19 protein-coding genes are annotated in these 18,840 nt (G+C 71.6%); 9 read left to right on the forward strand and 10 right to left on the reverse strand.

Annotated elements, in window-relative coordinates; translation table 11 throughout:
* Positions 1-83: 83 nt before the first annotated feature.
* From AC3DEV_RS11135 to AC3DEV_RS11145, 3 genes are all read left to right on the forward strand, one after another.
* Positions 84-578, forward strand: a complete 495-nt coding sequence (locus AC3DEV_RS11135; RefSeq protein WP_488372139.1) for a glutathione peroxidase — start codon at positions 84-86, stop codon at positions 576-578.
* A gap of 81 nt (positions 579-659) precedes the next feature.
* A complete protein-coding gene (locus tag AC3DEV_RS11140) occupies positions 660-1,985 on the forward strand; it encodes an alpha/beta hydrolase (RefSeq protein WP_488372140.1) in 1,326 nt (441 codons plus the stop codon).
* 107 nt (positions 1,986-2,092) lie between these two features.
* Positions 2,093-3,271: an alpha/beta hydrolase gene (locus AC3DEV_RS11145; protein ID WP_488372141.1), complete on the forward strand. Its 1,179-nt coding sequence runs from the start codon at positions 2,093-2,095 to the stop codon at positions 3,269-3,271.
* A gap of 108 nt (positions 3,272-3,379) precedes the next feature.
* Here AC3DEV_RS11145 and AC3DEV_RS11150 read toward each other — a convergent pair whose 3' ends face one another.
* The 3 genes from AC3DEV_RS11150 to AC3DEV_RS11160 all read right to left on the reverse strand — a co-directional run bounded on the left by AC3DEV_RS11150 (position 3,380) and on the right by AC3DEV_RS11160 (position 5,252).
* Complete coding sequence (locus AC3DEV_RS11150) at positions 3,380-3,754, reverse strand: type II toxin-antitoxin system death-on-curing family toxin (RefSeq protein ID WP_488372142.1); 375 nt, start codon at positions 3,752-3,754, stop codon at positions 3,380-3,382.
* Positions 3,751-3,954 (reverse strand): CopG family transcriptional regulator, encoded by a 204-nt coding sequence (locus AC3DEV_RS11155; protein WP_260485986.1) that lies wholly within the window; start codon positions 3,952-3,954, stop codon positions 3,751-3,753. The genes AC3DEV_RS11150 and AC3DEV_RS11155 overlap by 4 nt, the downstream gene beginning before the upstream one ends.
* A gap of 68 nt (positions 3,955-4,022) precedes the next feature.
* On the reverse strand, positions 4,023-5,252 hold the full coding sequence (locus AC3DEV_RS11160; protein WP_488372143.1) for a pyridoxal phosphate-dependent aminotransferase: 1,230 nt from the start codon (positions 5,250-5,252) through the stop codon (positions 4,023-4,025).
* 95 nt (positions 5,253-5,347) lie between these two features.
* Between AC3DEV_RS11160 and AC3DEV_RS11165 the strand changes: the two genes are divergently transcribed.
* The 3 genes from AC3DEV_RS11165 to AC3DEV_RS11175 all read left to right on the forward strand — a co-directional run bounded on the left by AC3DEV_RS11165 (position 5,348) and on the right by AC3DEV_RS11175 (position 9,350).
* Positions 5,348-6,904: an aminotransferase-like domain-containing protein gene (locus AC3DEV_RS11165; RefSeq protein WP_488372144.1), complete on the forward strand. Its 1,557-nt coding sequence runs from the start codon at positions 5,348-5,350 to the stop codon at positions 6,902-6,904.
* Positions 6,905-6,941: 37 nt separating this feature from the next.
* Positions 6,942-7,769, forward strand: a complete 828-nt coding sequence (locus AC3DEV_RS11170; protein WP_488372145.1) for a mycofactocin-coupled SDR family oxidoreductase — start codon at positions 6,942-6,944, stop codon at positions 7,767-7,769.
* Positions 7,770-7,886: 117 nt separating this feature from the next.
* Positions 7,887-9,350 (forward strand): FAD-dependent oxidoreductase, encoded by a 1,464-nt coding sequence (locus AC3DEV_RS11175; RefSeq protein WP_488372146.1) that lies wholly within the window; start codon positions 7,887-7,889, stop codon positions 9,348-9,350.
* Between the two features lie 117 nt (positions 9,351-9,467).
* Here AC3DEV_RS11175 and AC3DEV_RS11180 read toward each other — a convergent pair whose 3' ends face one another.
* Positions 9,468-10,085, reverse strand: coding sequence for a fasciclin domain-containing protein (locus AC3DEV_RS11180; RefSeq protein ID WP_488372147.1), 618 nt, complete (start codon positions 10,083-10,085; stop codon positions 9,468-9,470).
* A gap of 230 nt (positions 10,086-10,315) precedes the next feature.
* Here AC3DEV_RS11180 and AC3DEV_RS11185 point away from each other — a divergent pair, with 230 nt between their 5' ends.
* A complete protein-coding gene (locus AC3DEV_RS11185) occupies positions 10,316-10,723 on the forward strand; it encodes a cupin domain-containing protein (protein ID WP_067712996.1) in 408 nt (135 codons plus the stop codon).
* 80 nt (positions 10,724-10,803) lie between these two features.
* The gene (locus AC3DEV_RS11190; RefSeq protein WP_488372148.1) at positions 10,804-12,060 is read left to right on the forward strand and encodes a glutaminase; all 1,257 of its coding nucleotides are present in this window, start codon (positions 10,804-10,806) and stop codon (positions 12,058-12,060) included.
* 56 nt (positions 12,061-12,116) lie between these two features.
* Here AC3DEV_RS11190 and AC3DEV_RS11195 read toward each other — a convergent pair whose 3' ends face one another.
* The 5 genes from AC3DEV_RS11195 to AC3DEV_RS11215 all read right to left on the reverse strand — a co-directional run bounded on the left by AC3DEV_RS11195 (position 12,117) and on the right by AC3DEV_RS11215 (position 16,879).
* A complete protein-coding gene (locus tag AC3DEV_RS11195) occupies positions 12,117-13,685 on the reverse strand; it encodes a flavin-containing monooxygenase (protein ID WP_488372149.1) in 1,569 nt (522 codons plus the stop codon).
* Positions 13,682-14,611, reverse strand: coding sequence for a patatin-like phospholipase family protein (locus AC3DEV_RS11200; RefSeq protein ID WP_488372150.1), 930 nt, complete (start codon positions 14,609-14,611; stop codon positions 13,682-13,684). Before AC3DEV_RS11200 ends, AC3DEV_RS11195 begins: the two co-directional genes overlap by 4 nt.
* Positions 14,612-14,668: 57 nt before the next feature.
* A complete protein-coding gene (locus AC3DEV_RS11205) occupies positions 14,669-15,106 on the reverse strand; it encodes a nitroreductase family deazaflavin-dependent oxidoreductase (protein ID WP_488372151.1) in 438 nt (145 codons plus the stop codon).
* A gap of 74 nt (positions 15,107-15,180) precedes the next feature.
* Entirely contained in the window at positions 15,181-16,443 is a 1,263-nt protein-coding gene (locus tag AC3DEV_RS11210) for an alpha/beta hydrolase (RefSeq protein ID WP_488372152.1), read from the reverse strand.
* A gap of 1 nt (position 16,444) precedes the next feature.
* Entirely contained in the window at positions 16,445-16,879 is a 435-nt protein-coding gene (locus tag AC3DEV_RS11215; RefSeq protein WP_488372153.1) for a pyrimidine dimer DNA glycosylase/endonuclease V, read from the reverse strand.
* Positions 16,880-16,976: 97 nt separating this feature from the next.
* On the opposite strand from AC3DEV_RS11215, the gene AC3DEV_RS11220 reads away from it, so the two are divergent.
* Positions 16,977-17,654, forward strand: coding sequence for a DNA alkylation repair protein (locus AC3DEV_RS11220; protein WP_488372154.1), 678 nt, complete (start codon positions 16,977-16,979; stop codon positions 17,652-17,654).
* Between the two features lie 27 nt (positions 17,655-17,681).
* Here the strand turns inward: AC3DEV_RS11220 and AC3DEV_RS11225 are convergent, their stop codons facing one another.
* Complete coding sequence (locus AC3DEV_RS11225; protein WP_241504410.1) at positions 17,682-18,806, reverse strand: glycosyltransferase; 1,125 nt, start codon at positions 18,804-18,806, stop codon at positions 17,682-17,684.
* Positions 18,807-18,840: the final 34 nt, after the last annotated feature.

The raw sequence follows: 18,840 nt of genomic DNA on the forward strand, positions 1-18,840 counted from the left end.
GCACGCGGCGCCTGAGAACGGTGACAATGACGGGGTGAGCCGGCCGACCGGGGTCGGGACGACGACGACGACGAGGAGTGCCCATGCACCACGACCAGACCACTCTCGCGGATTTCCAGGCGAGCCTGCTCGACGGGAGCGGGAAGGACTTGTCCGACTACGCCGGGCAGGTCGTCCTGGTGGTCAACACCGCGAGCAAGTGTGGGTTCACACCCCAGTACAAGGGGCTGCAGAAGCTGTACGAGGAGTTCCGCGACGAGGGCTTCGTGGTGCTCGGGTTCCCGTGTGACCAGTTCGCGCACCAGGAGCCGGGCACCGACGAGGAGATCGGCGCGTTCTGCGAGCGCAACTTCGGCGTGGAGTTCCCGCTGTTCTCCAAGATCGAGGTCAACGGCTCGGATGCTCACCCGCTCTACGAGTGGCTCAAGTCCGAGAAGTCCGGGGTGCTCGGCGGCCGGATCAAATGGAACTTCACCAAGTTCCTCGTGGGCCGCGACGGCCACGTGATCGACAGGTTCGGACCCAACCGGAAGCCCGAGGACCTGCGGGAGGCGGTCGAGGCGGCACTGAGGGGGTAGTGACCGACGCCGCGCGAGTAACGATCTCAGCTGAGAATCGATTAAGCTCCATAAGCCACTACTCACAACATATGGAGCTTCATGTCCTTCGGACTCCGCCGCGCCGCGGCCGCCACCGCCGGCGCCCTCGCCATCGCCCTGACCCTCGGAACGGCCAGCCCCGCGCTGGCCCAGACCGACAGCCTCGACCCGTCGACACTCATCGACCCGTCGACCCTCGGTCTCGAGGACCTCGAGGCCATCATGGAAGCCGCTGGCTCGGTTCCGCTCGGGTCGGCCACCGGCCTGCTCGGGTCGGTCGGGTCCGCCGACTTCCCGCTGGACGGCGCGGGTTCGTCCAATCCGCTGCCGAACAAGCCCCGCCCGGTGGTCGACGAAATCACGAAGTCCGAGTTCATCGAGGTCGAGAAGACTGTCGGTGAGTACCAGTACTGGCTGGTCACTTCCGCGGCGATGAAGCGCGAGGTCATCCTGGAGGTCGTGCCCTCGCGCGTCACCGATGCGGGCCCCGCGCCCGTGCTCTACATGCTTGACGGTGTCGACGCCCCCGAGTACAACTCGGGCTGGAACCACCAGGCCCACATCCACGACCGAGTGCGCGAGGATAACGTCCACGTGGTCATGCCGACCGGCGCGTACGCCTCGTACTACGCCGACTGGAACGAGGCCGACCCCGAACTCGGCTACAACAAGTGGGAGACGTTCCTCACGCAGGAGCTGCCAGGCATCGTCAAGCAGGGGCTCGCGGAGCAGGAGCTGGAGACCAACGGTAAGAGCGCCATCGGCGGAATCTCCATGGGCGGTCAGGCGGCCATGCACCTCGCGGCCACCCACCCCGAGGTCTACCAGGGCGTGATGTCCTTCAGTGGGTACTACTCGACCATGGACGCGCTGGGCTACCAGACCATCCGCGGCACGATCGAGACGCGGGGCGGCGACGTCGAGAACATGTGGGGCCCGCACCGCAGTGCGCAATGGAAGCGGCACGACACCGTCTCCCACGCCGAGGACTTGAAGGACACGGCCGTGTACTTCTCCGCCGGCAACAACGTCGCCGGTCCTGACGACTTCGCCAACTACAGCGGCGGCGGCGGATTGGACTTCATGAGCATGATCCTCGGTCAGGTGCTCGAGATGGGCGTGCTCGAGGGATCGAAGGCATTCGAGAAGGCCCTGAACCGCGCGGGCGTCGAGCACAAGGTCGACTACGCCGAGACCGGTTTCCACAACTGGCCGAACTTCCTCAAGAACTTCAAGTCCGGTTGGGACTACATCAAGCCCGCCCTGTACGGCGAAGATGTCGATCCCGGGACGGACGACGACTCCGACTCGTCCGGTTCGCTGGGTTCGGCCGGCTCCGCGGGATCGACCGGTTCCCTGGGCTCCTCCGGGTCCACCGGTTCCTGATCGACCACCTCAAGAAGCGGTCCTGCGCTCCCACACCGGGGCGCGGGACCGCTTCTGCGTACCCCGGCCACAACCACCTCGGCCACATTCATGATGAAGGGAACCCGATGAACGTTCGTCTCCGTCGCCGCGCCACCGCCTCCGCCCTCGCGGCCGCGATGGCCGTCGGATTCACCGCGCCCGTCTCCGCCCAGATCGGCGGCGATATCGACACCTCGTCGCTGGGGCTCGAAGAGGTCGAGCTGATCGGCTCGGCGGCCGGGTCCCTTCCGCTGGGCTCGACACTCGGGTCGCTCGGGTCGGCCGGTTCCACCAACATCCCGCTCGGCGGCACCGGGTCATACGTGGAGCTCCCCAATCGGCCGCGAGAGCGCGACGAGTCGATCGACGCGGTCGAGCTCCGCAGCATCACCCAGCACGGAGAGTACGAGCATTGGCTCGTCACGTCCGCTGCCATGCAGCGTGAGATCGTGCTCGAGGTGCTCCCGTCCCGCGTCAGGGACGAGGGGCCGGCACCCGTGTTGTACCTCCTGGACGGGGTCGACTCGGTCGAAGGCAACTCGGGTTGGAAGCGGGCCGGGAACCTGCCCTCTCGCATGGCGGACGAGAACGTCCACCTGGTGACGCCCACCGGCGGGCCCTCCACCTACTGGTCCGACTGGCAGAGCGAGGACGAGATCTTCGGGTACAACAAGTGGGAAACGTTCCTCACCAAAGAGCTGCCCGGCCTCGTCGAGGCGGAACTGGCGACCCGGGAGACGAAGCACAACGGCAAGAACGGTATCGCCGGCGCGTCGATGGGTGCGCAGGCGGCAATGCACCTGGCGGCCAGGTACCCGAAGCTCTATGACGGCGTCATGGCGCTCTCCGGTTACTACTCGACCACCGATGAGCTGGGCTACCAGTCGGTGCGTGGCTCGGTGGATGGGCGTGGCGGCGATTCCGCCAATATGTGGGGCCCACGCGGCAGCGATCTGTGGAAGTACCACGACACGATCTCCCACGTGGAGGGTCTCGAGGGCACCGCGGTGTACTTCGCGACCGGGGGCTTGGCGATCTCCGAAGGGGATCTCCGGAACTACGGCGATGACTACTTCGACATGCTGCAGGGCCTGGTGCTGGAGAAGGGGGTCATCGAGGGGGCCACGAGCTTCTCCCGCGAACTCGACCGCCACGGCATCGCGCATCGCGTGGACTACGGCGACGAGGGTCTCCACGGATGGCAGACGTTCGTCGACTACATCACGCCCGGCTGGAACCACATCAAGCCCGCGCTTCAGAACTGATCCACGGCGGGCCGCGTTCATCTCGGCGCGGCCGGCTTATGGAGAAGACAGTTCCGCACACCCGCCACTCGGGCGACGTGCGCGGAACTGTCTTCTCGTCGAGACGGGTCAGCGAGCCGGGCGCGTCCATTCGGCCAGGCTCGTCGCGACAGTGGACGGGTCGTCGGACCCGTCGGCCACCGAGATGACGAGGTCGTGGGCGGGGTCGTCCGGAGCGTCGAGGATGACACCGTTGATCTGGTAGAACACGGCGACCGCGAGCCACCCGAGTCGCTTGTTCCCGTCCACGAGCGGAAGATTCGCGACGATGGCATGCAGCAGTACGGCGGCCTTGAGGTCGAGTCCTTCGTAGGATTCCTGGCCGAGGATCCACGACGAGGGGCGATGGGCGGCAGAGTCGAGGAGGCCGACGTCGCGTACGGGCCCCACGCCGAGATCGTCGACCAGGGCCATGAGGTCCTCGACGTCGAGGTAGTGGGTCATCGACCGAGGCGGTCCAGCAAATCCGCGTAGCGCTGACGGTTGTCCGCGGAGGCCCGCCGAACCTGCTCGCGATGCGCGGTGCGCTCGGCTGCGAACCGGATCGCTCGGAGCGTGGCTTCGTGCTTGCTGACGCCCTCGGCCTCGGCGAGTGCGGCGAGGAGGCGCTCGTCGTCGTCGTTCAGCCGAAGTGTCATAGCCATGCCGCGATGATACCAACGTGATACCGCTCCTGGCGGTCCCCGATACAGTTCAGGCTGACCCCGGCTGGTCACGCTGCGGCCAACCGGAGGCGGTCCAGGTGCCGGGCGATCGCGTCGAGCGCCCGGTCGAGCACCGGCGCCTCCGGCAGGCACACGATGCGGAAGTGGTCGGGTTCGGGCCAGTTGAAGCCGGTGCCGTGGGTGACCAGCACGTGCTCGGAGCGAAGGAGGTCCAGGGCGAACTGCTCGTCGCTGGAGATGCCGAACATCTCGCGGTCCAGGCGCGGGAAGCAGTACAGCGCGCCCCGCGGCGCCACGCAGCTCACACCGGGGATCGCGTTGAGGCGCTCGGTGGTCCGGGCCAGCTGCCGCTCGAGTCGGCCGTCCGGGTCCACCACGTCGTGGCCCCACGGTGAGTCCTCGGCCAGGGCGACGGGGATCGCGTGCTGTGCGGGGACGCCGGGGCAGACCCGCATGTTGGACAACAGGGTCAGCCCCTCCAGCAGGTCGGTGGCGTGGGCGATCGGGCCGGTCGCGACCACCCAGCCGGCCCGGTAGCCGCACACGCGGTACGCCTTGGACAGTCCGCCGAAGGTCAGGCACAGCACGTCGTCGCCGGCCGCCCGCGCGGCGTGGTGGTGGCGGGCGTCGCCGAAGAGGACCTTCTCGTAGATCTCGTCGGACAGCAGGACGAGCCCGTGGCGGCGCGCGATGTCGGCCATCCCCCGGACGGTGTCCTCGCTGTACACCGCGCCTGTGGGGTTGTTGGGGTTGATCATCACCAGGGCGGTGGTCCGCGGGGTGACCCTGGATTCGATGTCCTCGAGCGACGGGTTCCACCCGTCGGACTCGTCGGCGAGGTAATGCACGGGCACGCCCCCGGTGAGGTTCACGGCGCCGGTCCAGGTGGGGTAGTCCGGGGCCGGGACCAGGATCTCGTCGCCGGGGTCGACCATGGCCTGCAGGACCAGCGTGATGAGTTCGCTCACGCCGTTGCCGAGGAAGACGTTCTCGGGCGAGACGCCACCGATCCCGTGTCGGCGGTAGTAGTCCGCCACGGCCTCGCGGGCGGCGGGGATGCCGCGGGAGTCGGAGTAGGCCTGCCCGGCGGCGAGCCCCGCCGCCACCGCGTCGACGAGCTCCGGCCGGGCGGTGAGCCCGAAGGGGTGCATGTTGCCCAGGTTGAGTCGCAGGATGTCGTGTCCCTCGGCCTCGAGGCGCATCGCCTCGGTGAGGATCGGGCCACGCACGTCGTAGCGCACGTCGCGGAGTCGTCGGGACTGGCGGTAGGTCGTCATGGGACCCATCCCACCCCGAAAGTGGCGCCCCCGGGAGGTCCATTTCGCGCAGATGCGTGAGACCACTTCGCGGTGTCGTGGCCTACGCTCACCCCATGGCCCGTACCGCACGCCCCGGATCCCTGGTGGTGGGGCGGGTGTCGGGGGCTGCGGAGCTGGCGGACGCGATCATCGACCTGGTCGCCGGCGGATCCGTGGCCGACGGCGACCGGCTGCCCTCCACGCGCGCGCTCGCCGAGCAGACCGGACTCTCCCGCGGGACCGTGGTCCGCGCCTTCGACGAACTGTCGGCGGCCGGCTTCATCGTCTCCACCCAGGGGTCGGGCACCCGGGTCGCCGCCGGAGCCGGTCAGGCTGCACGGGCCGGGGCGCGGACGCGCGGAATCAGCCGAACCTCGTCGTCGTCGCCACTCATGCGGCAGGGCACCCGCACCTCGTCACCGGAGGTTCCGGCGGCGACCACTGCGTCACCCGCGCCCCCGGCGCCGGCCCCATCCGCACCGCGCCGCGGCCGGTCGCCGCGCGATCTCCGTCCCGGGATCCCCGACGCCTCCCTCATCGACGATCGCGCCTGGCGGTCGGCGGTGCGCGCCGCCGCGGCGCAGGGCCTGGCGGGCCTGAACCCGTGGGAGGAGCCGAGCCCGGCGTTGCGCGTCGCGGTGGCCGACCACCTCCGCCGGCATCGGGGGATCGCCGCGGGCGACCCGCTGCTGTTCGACAGCTCGCGGTCGGCGATCGCGGCCCTGTGCGCGGCGTTCGTCGCCGGGCAGCAGGGACCGGCCGGGGGCGGAGCCGTGCGGTTCCACACGGAGGACCCCGGGTACCGCGGCGCGGTGCTCATGGCCCGCGAGCAGGGCCTGGAGGTGCGGTTTCATCCGGCGGAGCCCGGCGGCCTCGACGCGGCGCGGCTGGGGTCGGAGCCGGCGATCGTCTTCACCACGCCCGCGCACCAGTTCCCGCTGGGGCACCGCATGAGTGTGGACCGCCGGGTCGCGCTCGTGGAGTGGGCGCGTCGGACCGAGTCGCTGGTGATCGAGGACGACTACGACGGCGAATTCCGCTACGGCGTCGCCCCCCTGCCCGCGCTGGTCAGCCTCCCCGCCGCCACCGATCACGTCGCCTACGTGGGCACCTCGTCCAAGTCCGTGGCCCCGGACTTGCGCGTGGCGTGGTGCCTGCCGCCGACGGCGATGCGCCGCGAGGTCGAACGCTGGCTCGCGGTCCACCGGCGGGGCCCGTCGACGCTGCCCGCCGAGGCGCTGGCCGCGTTCATCACCTCGGGCGCGATGGACCGGCACCTGGCGCGGGCGGCCCGCGTGTACAGCGACCGCCGTTCCCGGCTGGTGGCGGCGCTGCGCCGGGAACGCCCGGACCTCGAGGTCACGGGCGTGGAGGCGGGCCTGCACCTGTGCGTGGTGCTGCCCGGGTATGACGACGACGAGGTGGTGCGCGCGCTCGAGCGGGCCGGGTGGCGCACGCGGTCGCTCAGCGGGCAGTCCGCGCAGCACGCGGTGTCCGGCCTGGTGCTGAGCTACGCGCGGCTCTCCTCGCGCGACGCGGCCGACTTCGCGGTGGAGCTCCGACGGGTGCTGGAGCGGCTCGGATCGGGAGGAACGCCGACCACTCGGACCCCGACGGTGCTTGAATCCTGACGGTAGTCAACTCATCCCATCGGAAAGCGGTTCACACATGGGTCAGGAACAGTCACTGGCGGGCAGGGTCGCCTTCATCACCGGCGCGGCGAGGGGGCAGGGGCGCAGTCACGCCGTGGAGCTCGCCCGGCGGGGGGCGCGGATCCTCGCGCTCGACATCTGCGAGGACATCGACACCGTCCCCTACGGGCTGGCAACCGCCGACGACCTGCAGCAGACGGTCGCCGAGGTCGAGGCGGTCGGCGGCGAGATCGTCGCGGTGACGGGCGACGTGCGCGAGCCGGCGGACGTCGCGGCGGCGGTCGACGCCTGCCGGGAGCGGTTCGGCGTCCCGGACATCGTGGTGGCCAACGCGGGGATCAACTCCCAGCGCGGCGAGGAGCCGGACGCCCAGCAGGCGTTCCTGGACACCATCATGGTGAACCTCGTGGGGGTGTGGAACACGGTCCACGCCATCGCCCCGCTGATGATCGAGCGCGGCGAGGGCGGGTCGATCGTCCTCATCTCGTCGACCAACGGCTTGTCCGGGCGGGGAGGCGACGGGTCAGGCGCGGCCACGGGGTACACCGCCAGCAAGCACGGGGTGGTGGGGCTCATGCGCAGCTTCATGATCTGGCTCGCGCCGCACAACATCCGCATCAACACGATCCACCCGGCCGGCGTCCTGACGGCGATGGTGGCGCACGACGAGATGGCCAGGTGGTTCGCGAACAACCCCGAGGGCCACACGATGGGCAACGCCCTGCCCGTGCCGATGCTCGAGCCCATCGACATCTCGCGGGCCGTGACCTACCTCGTGGAGGAGTCGGGTCGTCACATCACCGGCGTCGCCCTGCCGGTGGACGCCGGGTTCACGGCGAAGTAGCCCGGCCGGCCGCCGGTGGGGAGACCGGCGGCCGGAGGAGCGGATGCGAGGGGACGTGACCGGTCTTACAGTGAGCGCCAGCGACATCCCCGGCGAGCACCCTCCAGGAGACGCACGATGGGCACATCATTCTGGCGACGCACGACGATCGATCCCCCGGCGGCCGAGTTCCCGGACGGCGAGCACGTCGACCTGGTGATCGCGGGCGCCGGGTTCACCGGCCTGATCACGGCACTGATGGCCGCCGCGCGCGGGAAGTCGGTCGTGGTCCTGGAGGCCCACACGGTGGGCGCGGGGGCCAGCGGTGCCACCACGGCCAAGGTCTCGGTCCTGCAGGGCACCCGGCTGTCGGGAATCCGCTCCAAGCACGGGCTGGAGACGGCGCGTGCGTACGCCGACGCCAACCGCTACGGACTCGACTGGTGGGCCGACTTCTGCGAGACCCACGGCGTCGACTCCCAGCGTCGGCGTGCGGTGACGTTCTCCAAAGGGCGGATGGGCACGTCGACCCTGCGCAAGGAGATGAAGACCCTCGTCGACCTGGGCCTGCCCGCCCGCTGGTACGACGCGATCGACGTCCCGTTCCCGGCCCGGTCGGCCGTGGAACTGCCGGATCAGATGCAGATCGACCCGGTGGAGTCGCTCGCGGCGTTGGTCCGGGCGGCCACGGCGCTCGGTGTGCGGATCGTGGAGCACGCCCGTGTCACCGGACTCACAGCGCAGGGGACCGGCGAGGCCGCGTTCGTCGAGGTCACCGCGCATCCGGGCACGATGACCGCCCGCGACGTCGTGCTGGCGACCGCGTCCCCGGCCCTGGACCGAGGCCCGACCGTGGCGACGATGGAACCGGAGCGGTCCTATCTCTGCGCGTTCGAGTACTCCGGCGGCCTGCCGGAGGGGATGTACGGCTCGGTCGAGAGCCCGGTCCGCTCGCTGCGGACGGTGCCCTCGCCCGGCGGTGAGGTGCTGTTCGTCGGCGGCAACGGTCACCGCACCGGCACCGCCACGGGGACCGCGTCCAAGATCGATTCGCTGCGGGAGTACGCGGAGAAGTACTTCCCCGGCGCGACGATGACCCACGGCTGGTCCGCGCAGGATTTCCACCCGGTGACGATGCTGCCCAAGTCCGGGCCCCTGCCGTGGGGCAGGGGGCGCGTGCACTTCGCGGGCGGCTACAGCAAGTGGGGCCTCACGGGCGCGCCGGCGGCGGCCGGGATCATGGTCGACCGGCTCGAGGGCGTGGACCCGCGGGTGTCGTTCGGTAAGCCCAGCATCACGGGCATCGCGAAGAACGCCGTGCCACTGTTCGCGGACGTGCCCGTCCAGCTCGCGGCCACCGCGGCGCAGGCGATGGTGCGCAAGCCACGGCCGAGTATCCGACCGATGGGGGAGGCGACGGGCGACGACGGCGAGACCTGCCGCGTCGGCCTGCTGTGCCCCCACATGGGAGCCGCGCTGACGTGGAACGACGTGGAGCGGTCGTGGGACTGCCCCTGGCACGGGTCCCGCTTCTCGGCGTGTGGCGAGCTCATCGAGGGCCCGGCCACCAGTGACCTCAAGAGGTACGACACGCCCCGCTGACCCGACCGGCTGGCGCGCGCAGCTGACACGTCCAGCTTGCACGCCCGCCTGACACGAGCCGCGCCCCGGCCGGTCGGGGAAGGACCGGGTCGGGGCGCAGCGAGTGTCACCGGCGGGTCAGGCGGGCGGCATCAGGACTCCGTCGAGGACGTGGATGACGCCGTTGGTGGCGTCCACGTCGGTCTGGACGACGTTGATGCGGGTGCCGTTCCCATCGACGAGGGCGACGTTCTCGCCCTCCACCTCGACCGTGAGCTCCCCGCCCTGGAGGGTCGCGACCGTCTGGCCGTCCATCTCGAGCACGTCGGCGGCCGGGACCTCGCCCTCGATCACGTGGTACTGCAGGATCTGCGCCAGGTCGCCCGTGGGGTCGGCCAGCAGTTCGTCCAGCGTCCCCTCGGGCAGGGCGTCGAACGCCTCGTCCGTGGGGGCGAAGACCGTGAACGGGCCGGGTCCCTTGAGGGTCTCCGTCAGGCCCGCGGCCTCGATGGCCTGGGTGAGGGTGGTGAAGTCGCCCGCGGCGTTCGCGGTGTCGACGATGTCGCCCTCCGCCGCAGCGCCGGTCTCCTCGGTGGTGGTCTGCTCGGTCGTGGTCTCGTCGGTGGTGGTCTCCTCCGTCGTCATCTCGGTGGTGGTCTCGTCGGCCGTGGTCGTGCCACCGTCATCGTCGGTGCCGCACGCTCCCATGAACACCGCGAGACCGATGGCTCCCGTCACTGCGATCGTCCGCTTCATCAAGCTTCCTTTCGTCGGGGTTGCTCGTCAGTGTCCGCACTGCGCAGGGGGTACGTGAACCCTCGTGGCCTGATCGTTGTGGCCCCGTGACGGGATGGGGACATGTCGCCCGGGCCGCGCCTCGGGAGGATGCCCTTGCTTGCGAGCGTCCCGGGAGTCGTCGAAACTCGAGACGGAACGCTGGCCGCCGGCCACCGCGTACACCCGTCTACGAAGAAGCAGGAGCATCGATGAGCCCCACCGATCAGGGTCCGAACCCGTTCGTCGTCGACATCGAGGACGCCACCCTCGCCAACGACAACTACCGCACCACGCTGTGGACGGGATCGCACATGCAGCTCACCGTCATGAGCATCAAGCCCGGGGACGACATCGGTCTCGAGGTCCACGACGACCACGACCAGTTCCTGCGCGTCGAGGCCGGGAAGGGTCGGGTCGAGATGGGCCCCGCGAAGGATCAGCTCGACTTCGTGCGCGAGGTCTCCGACGACTGGGTCATCCTCGTGCCCGCCGGGAGCTGGCACAACGTCACCAACATCGGTGAGGACGACCTCAAGGTGTACTCGCTGTACGGTCCGCCGGAGCACGAGCACGGGACCGTCCACCCGACCAAGGCGGATGACCACCACGATCACTGACCACGACCGGTTCGCGGTGCCGGAGGGCCCGGGGCGGTGCACACGCCGCCCCGGGCCCTCCGGCATGACACGCTGGTGGCGTGAAGACGCCGGTACCTGACTATCTGCTCGAGATCCGCGACGCCTGCTCGAACGGCGACGCCGGCCGGCTCGCCGACTACATCCCCGAGCTCGCGGCCGTGGACCCCGACCGGTTCGCGGTGGCCGCCTGCACGATGGACGGCGTCGTCTACACCGCCGGGGACGCGGATGCCGAGTTCACCATCCAGTCGATTAGCAAGCCGTTCGTCTACGCGCTCGCCCTGCGGGACCGGGGAATCGAGGCGGTCCTGGAGAAGGTCGAGGTGGAGCCGTCCGGGGACGCGTTCAATCAGATCTCCCTGGACCGCGAGACGGGCCGGCCGCGCAACCCGATGATCAACATCGGGGCCATCACCACGCACACCCTGGTCGGGCCGGAGGGCGCCACCGAGACCGAGCGTGACCAGACCATCCTCGAGGGGCTCTCGGCGTTCGCGGGTCGACCACTCGAGGTCGACAGCGCGGTGTTGGACTCCGAGTTGCGCACCGCGTTCCGTAACCGGGCCATGGCCAACCTGGTGCGGGCCGGCGGGATCATCGAGGACGACCCCGACGGGGTGGTGCGCGGCTACACCCGGCAGTGCGCCTACCGGGTGACCGTGCGCGACCTGGCGGTGATGGCGGTGACGCTGGCGACGGGCGGCATCAACCCGGTCACCAAGGAGCGCGTGGTGTCGGCGCCGGTCGCCCGGCAGGTGCTCGCTGTGATGGCCACCTGCGGCATGTACGACGCTGCGGGGGACTGGATGTCCACCGTGGGGATCCCCGCCAAGAGCGGGGTGTCGGGCGGGATCTTCGGTGCCCTGCCCGGGCAGGTCGGGCTCGGGGTGTTCTCCCCGCGGCTCGACGAGCACGGCCACAGCGTGGAGGGGGTGCGCACCTTCGAGCGGCTGTCCCACGACCTCGAGTTGCACCTGATGAACACCACCGTCACGGACGTGGAGGCCGTCCGCTCGGTGCGGTTCGACGAGATCTCCGGGCGCCGCACCTTCCGGCTGCAGGGCCCCATGACGTTCGCCAGCGCCGAACAGGTCCTGCGACGCCTCGCCGAGATCCCCGAGGGGCCGAGCGAGGTGACCCTGGACCTCAGCCGCGTGTCCTCGGTCAACGCCAGCGCGCGCCGGATGCTGCTCGAGGCGATGACGCGGTTGTCGGCGGACGGCCACGTCGTCGGTCTGGCCGACCCGGGCCGGCGCCTGCCCCGACCGGATCTGGGCGACGGGACCCGGCCGGTCAACAGGCGGGCCGCCCGCTGACCGTCGCCCGACGCACTGACCGTCGCGCCGCCAGCGGCCCGCCCGGGAAAGCGCCCTCAGCCCACCCGGAAGTGCGAGTGGTCCGGTTCCCCCATGAGCTCGGCCAGTCGCGCCCGGTCGAAGGGGAACAGGTCGATCGTGCCGCCGTCGTGGAAGTACCAGGAGTGGCAGCCGGTGTTCCAGACCGTCGGCCCCATCGCCCCGGCGACGTCGTCGTTGAACTCGGCGGTCGCCTCCTCGGTCACCTCCACCGACCGGATCGCGCCGTCGCGGAGGAGTTCGAGCCAGTGGGCGATGTACCGGGCGGTGAGTTCGGCGGTGTGCTGCAGTGAGATCGAGCCGGTGGGGGAGTTGGGGCCCAGCACGGTGAACGCGTTGGGAAAGCCCGGGATGGCGGTCATCCGATAGGCGCGCGGGCCGTCGGCCCACTCGCGCTCGAGGGTGCGCCCGTCGCGTCCGACGACCTCCATGGGGCGCATGTAGTCGTGTGCGTGGAAGCCGGTCGCCAGCACGATCACGTCGGCGGGACGCTCGGCGCCGTCCGCGGTGCGGATCCCGTCCGGGGTGACCTGCGCGATCGCGTCGGTGACGAGCTCGGCGTCGCTGCGCTGGATGGCGCGGTAGTACGTCCCCGAGACCACTTGCCGCTTGCACAGCGGCTCGTCGTCCGGCGTGAGCCGGGCGCGGAGGTCGGGGTCCCGGACCTGCGCCCGGAGGGAGAGTCGCGCGTAGGCCTGGACCGCGCGTCGCCGCCACGACGGTCTGGTGGTGATGTCGGCGAGGACGCCGGATCCCCACTGCAGCGCGGCGTACAGCGCGCGGTGGGCGGTGGGGAACCGCCGCAGTACCGAGCCGACGACGACGAGCTGGCGCATCCGCATCGGGGCCCACAGGATCCACTGGGGCGTGCGGGCGTAGTGCGTGACCGATCCCGCTTCACCGACGAGGGCGGACACCACCTGGACGCCGGTCGAGCCGGTGCCGAGGACTGCGACGCGGCGACCGGTCGTGTCGAGCCCGTCGGGCCAGCGTGCGGTGTGGACGACCTCCCCGCGGAAGTCCGCCAGTCCGGGGATGTCGGGGATCGCCGGGTGGTGCAGGACCCCGGTCGCGAACACGACGACGTCCGCGGTGATGGTCTCGTCGTCGTCGTCGTCGTCGTCGCCGTCGTCGCCGTCGTCGTCGTCGTGACCGCGCCCGTCGTCGCTGTCGCCACCGCCTCCGTCGCCCCCGCCCCGGGCGGCGAGGGTCAGCTCCCACGTCGCGGTGCCCTCGTCCCAGCGGGCGGCGGCCACCTCGGTGTCGGTCCGGATGTGCCCGGCCAGGCCGAGGTCGTCGACGACCCGGCGGTGGTAGCGCTGGATCTGGGGACCGTCGGCCCACACGTGTGACCAGTCGGGCTTCGGCGCGAACCGGAACTGGTAGAGCTGGGAGGGCACGTCGCACGTCAGGCCCGGGTAGCGGTTCCAGTACCAGACCCCGCCGACGTCGGAGCCCTTCTCCAGCACGGTGACGTCGGTGAAGCCCCGCTCGCGGAAGACGTGCAGGGCAGTGATGCCGGCGACCCCGGCTCCGACGATCACCACGCGCGGCTCGCGCCACTCGCGCGATCGACCCGGACTCACACGTCGACCGCGTTGTCCGCCAGCGCGTTGCGGACCGTGTCCGGCGCGGTCACCATGGACGACTCGAACGCCGCCTCCCGCCGGGAGGCGTTCATGAAGTGGGCGCCCAGGCCGGCGAGGTCGACGGCGGTGGGCAGGATCGGGACGACGGTCGTACCCCGGGCGCGGACGCTCGCGACCTCGTCGTGCAGCTGGGTGGACATCGGGCGGCGGATCAGCCGGTACTCGATCCCGCCGCCCCGGCCGGGGACGCGGACGCCGGGCGCCGAGGCCATCGGGGCGAGGACGAACACGAGGTCGGCGTCCTCCGGCCCGATCAGGTCCACGGACGCGGTGGAACCCATGCCGCCGTCGACGAAGATCCGGTCACCGACGGGCACCGGTGGCATCCACCCGGGGGTCGCCCAGGAGGCGCGCAACGCCTCGCCGACGGTGGCCATCGGCGAGCCCGGGGCGCCGAACAGGACGCGCTCCCCGGCGAGGACGTCGTAGGCGACGATCCGGGCACCGGTGTGGGGGAGCCAGGCGCCCACCTCGAAGCCCTCGGCCAGTCGCTGCAACCAGCTGGCGTCGCCGCGACCGGTGGGGGCGATACCGGTGAGGGCGCCCAGCCCGGACCGTGTGCGGAGCAGACCGGGGTTGAGCAGCGGGAGCCGGGGCAGCGGCGGCCGCCCGGGCGGGGTGGAGGCGATGTGTTCGCGGAGCCGCATGTCGCAGGCCTGCCCGCGCTGCATATCGACCAGTTCGTCGACCCCGATGCCGCCGGCGAGCATGGTCACCAGCTCGGCGCCCGCCGAGGTCCCCAGGAGGACGTCCGCCTCCCGGGGGTCGAATCCCGTCTGCTCGGTGAGCGCGTGGAGGGCGGCGATCATCCAGGCCCCGCCGATCGTGCCCCCGCATCCGAGGACGAGAGCGATTCGGCTCATCCGGCGCCCTCCTGGTGTATCGCGGAGTGTTCCGCTCTGGAATTCCCCGCGCTGAGCCTAATCGCGCGGCTCCAAGACGAACACCGGGATGGTCCGGTCGGTGTTCTGCTGGTAGTCGCGATAATCGGGGTACACGGCGACCGACCGCTCCCACCACCGGTCGCGCTCGGCGCCGCTGAGCTCGCGGGCCGTGTAGTCGCCGACCCGGTCCCTGTCGCGGACCTCCACGTGGGGATCGGCCTTCATGTTCCAGTACCAGACCGGGTGGGTGGGAGCGCCGCCCTGCGAGGCGACGGCCGCGTACGACCCCTCGTGCTCGACGCGCATCAGCGGGGTCTTGCGCAGCTTGCCGGACTTCCGGCCGACGGTGGTCACGATCACCACGGGGATGCCCGCGAGGTCACCGCCCTCCTCGCCGTCGGTCTGCTCGTACGTCTCGACCTGCATCCGCACCCACTCGCTCGGGCTGGGCTCGTACTCGCCGGACAGTGGCATCGGGGCTCCTCGGTGATGGGGTTCCGTCGGCTGAGGGCGACACTACGCCCGCCAAGGCGTGCTTGCTGCCGACATCAGGCGAGTCGGTCGGTGAATCTCGAGACCGCGTCGACGACCGCCAGGTAGCGCGGCGAGCGCACCGCGTCGAACCCGTGTTGGGCACCGGGGAGCTCGGCGTAGACGACGGGGTTCGGCGACCCGGCGCGCAGGTGCCGTACGAGTCGGCGTGACCCCTTCACCGGCGTGTAGGTGTCGTGGGTGCCGTGGATGATCGCCACCGGCGGGGCGCCGGAGGCCGCGTGGCGCACGGGGTCGGAGACGTCCCGGGTCTCGAGGCCCAGGCGACCGTAGTAGCCGTACAACCCGATCGCGCCGGCGACCGTGGTGTCGGCGTCCTCGAATCCCGGCTGGAAGCGGGGATCTCCCCCGGTCAGGGCGGTCATCATCGCGAGGTGTGCCCCGGCCGAACTGCCCGCCACCACGATCGGCGCGTCGGCCCTGATCCCGTGCGCCGGGCCCTCGGTGCGGATCCACCGCAGGAGCCGCTTGACGTCGACCAGGTGCTGCGGGAACCCCGATTCCGGGGTCGGCGAGAGGTGGTAGGTGGTGCTGATCGCCGCCCACCCGCGCGCGGCGTGGTCGAACAGCATCGCCCGCGACTCCCGGCTCGGGCCGCCCGCCCGGAAGTGCCCACCGTGGATGTGGACGAGCACACCGCGGACGTCGCCGGCGCCACTGCCGCTGATGTCGCTGCTGCCGCTGTTGCCGCCGCTGGCGTTGCCACCGCCGGCCCGCGACGAGCCGGTACGGGTGTAGAGATCGAAGCGGTTGGTCTTCGGATCCGGTCCGTAGACCATGCCCCGGCGGGCCCGCACCCCGCGCGGCCGCAGCGGCCACGGGCGGAACAGCACTCTCGGCCACGGCGTGCGGTGGAGGGCCGACGGGCTCGTCGTCTCCCCCTCGCCCAGCCCCTCGCCCGGCCCGTCGCCCAGCCCGTCGCCCAGTCCCTCGGCCAGCGCGCGGTCGAGGGCGGCGGCCGCGGCGAGGTGCCGCGACAGTACGAGACCCAGACCCGCCCAGGTCAGCGTAGCGATGCCGACCCCCACGCGATCGGAGGGACGCGCGGCCCGACCGCCCCGACCGGCCAGCGCAGGCGCGGTCGCGGCCCCGACCAGCGCCCCGACGTGCAGCGGGAGTTCCTGCGCGGGCAGGCTCCACACCCAGCCGGCGGTCGCGGCGGCGAACGGTCGGCGGATCGGCCACAATGCCAGCGCCGTGGAGACCGCGGCGGGGGCGACGAGCACGGGCAAGGGCACGCGGGCGGACGGTCTCGGCATGTCAGGCCTCCGGTAGGGGTGCGCGTTCCCAGGCGGCTACCGGCCCCGGGACCAGGTCGAACATCGGGTGCGGGCGCGGTGCGACGAGGCGGTCCAACCACGCGGGGTCGCGCTCGGCCACCTTGGCCCGCAGGTGCGCCCACTCCAGCGCGAGCTGCCCGTCGGTGAGCGGCAGGCGCTCGACCCCGGGCGACAGAACGACGCGCGTGCGGTCGAAGCGGTAGCCGCGCGCGTCGGCGGCGTCGGCCAGCCCGTGCAGCCAGGTGGCGACCCCCGCGACCGGGTCGGGGAGCGTGCGGAAGCGCTCGAGCTGCGGATGACTGCGATAGCCCTTGGTCAGCCCGCGGAGTACCTTCTGGGCCAGGAGCCCCTCGCGCCACCCGGCGACCAGCGCGGCGCGGTCGAGCAGGACGGGATCGATGCTCCACAGGCGCACCCGGCGAGTATAGGTGCGGGCGGGGCGCCGACGCGGTGCGGACGGGAAGCACCGCGAGGCGCGCACGGTGCCGCCAGGGACGGACGAGGAGACGATGATGACGACGACGACAACGCCGACCCGCGACGAGGTGATGGCCGAACTCGCGGAACTCGAGGACGCACGGATCCTGGAGGTCAACGAGCGGCACGGCGACGACCACGCGGTCAACCTCACCTCGCTCCGGGCGGTCGCCAAGCGGGTGAAGAAGAACCATCCGCTGGCGCTGGAGTTGTGGGACACGGGCGACTCGGCGGCGAGGCTGCTCGCGTTGCTCGTCTGCCGGCCCAAGGAGTTCTCGGCCACCGAGCTGGACACGATGCTGCGCGAGGCCCGCACCCGGAAGGTCCACGACTGGCTGGTCGGCTACGTCGTGATGAAGGGCCCGCACGCCGAGGACCTGCGCGTGGCGTGGTTGGACGACGCCGACCCGGTGGTCGCCTCCGCCGGCTGGGCGCTCACCGCCGACCGGGTGGCCAAGAAGCCCGAGGGGCTGGACCTGCCCGCGCTGCTGGACGTGATCGAGGCCGAGATGGCCGGCGCCCACGAACGGCTGCAGTGGGAGATGAACACGTGCCTGGCCCAGATCGGGATCCAGCATCCGGATCTGCGGGCGCGCGCACTGGAGATCGGCGAGCGCCTGGGTGTGCTGCGTGACTACCCGACGCCGCCGAACTGCACCTCGCCGTACGCGCCGGAGTGGATCGGCGAGATGGTCCGTCGCCAGGAGGCCTGACGACCCGACCGGGTCCGCCCCGCTGCACTACCTCTCGGCCGCAGCGGAGAGCACGTGTCGGTAGATCCGGGCGTGGGCGGCGGCGACCGCGGCGTCCTCGGACGCGGGAGCGCGCGCCGGGACCGGCGGGCCGTCGAGGGCGGCCATCAGCGCCCGGCGCAGGTCGTCGGCGGTGGGGTGGCCCGGGTCGTAGACGGCCGTGCCCGATCCGGCCGACCCCGATCCGAGCACGCCGGGGTCCCACTGCTCGGCCAGGTACCCGATCCGCGGGATGACCGGCGGCAGCCCCAGATCGCGGCACAGCTCCAGCCAGCCGGAATGGGTGCCGTGGCGGTGGGGCAGGACGAGCGCGTCGAATCCGGCCAGGGCCGCGCACAGTTCGTCGTCGGCCAGGTGGTCGTGGGCCCGGACCTCGACGTCCGGATGGGCGTCGAGCCGGTCGAGCGCGGTCGCGGCCGCGTGGCGGGGATGCTCCGGATCGCGCGCGGCGGCCAGGGCGTCCGCGCGAACCATCACCGTCAGGTGGGCACCCTCGGACAGCGCGGTGACCAGTGGGGCCAGGAGTTCCTCGCCGGCGACTCCCGCGCGCAGCGAGCCCAGCACCACACCGACCATGCGCCTGCCTCCGGAGCGATCGAGCCGCGCGAGCCGGTACGGCTCGGTGACCTCCGCGGCCATGAGCCGGGGATGCGGGAGGACCTGCGCGCGGGCGCCCCACCGTTCGCGGATCTCCGCGGCGGCGCCGCGGGTCAGCGTGATCACCGCGGCGGCGCCCCGCACGAGGTGGCCGGTGCGCTCGAGATGGGCGGCGGGGTCGGGCTCGTGCGGGTTGGTCAGGTCATGCACGGTGACCACCAGCGGCAGGCCCCGCGACCGCAACGCCGCCACGAACTCCGCGATCTGCCCGGGGGAGCGGTGCTCGTAACCGAAGTGCACATGCACGACGTCGGCCCCGTCGAGGACCTCGGGACGGTCGGCGGCCTCGAGCGCCGGGTGCGGCCACCAGCGGGCGGGCTCGGCCGGATCCAACACGGGGTCCGCGAGCACCGAGACGTCGGCCGCGGGCGAGATGGCGTGGCGGACGTAGTCGTGCCCGGCCGGCACGGAGCGCACCCGGACCGGCGGCGGGGTCGGAGAGGAGCCAGTGTTCACCCCGCCACCGTGCCACGCCCGCCGGTTGCCGCCA

This window comes from Dietzia sp. IBK-p2-15D (assembly GCF_057773105.1).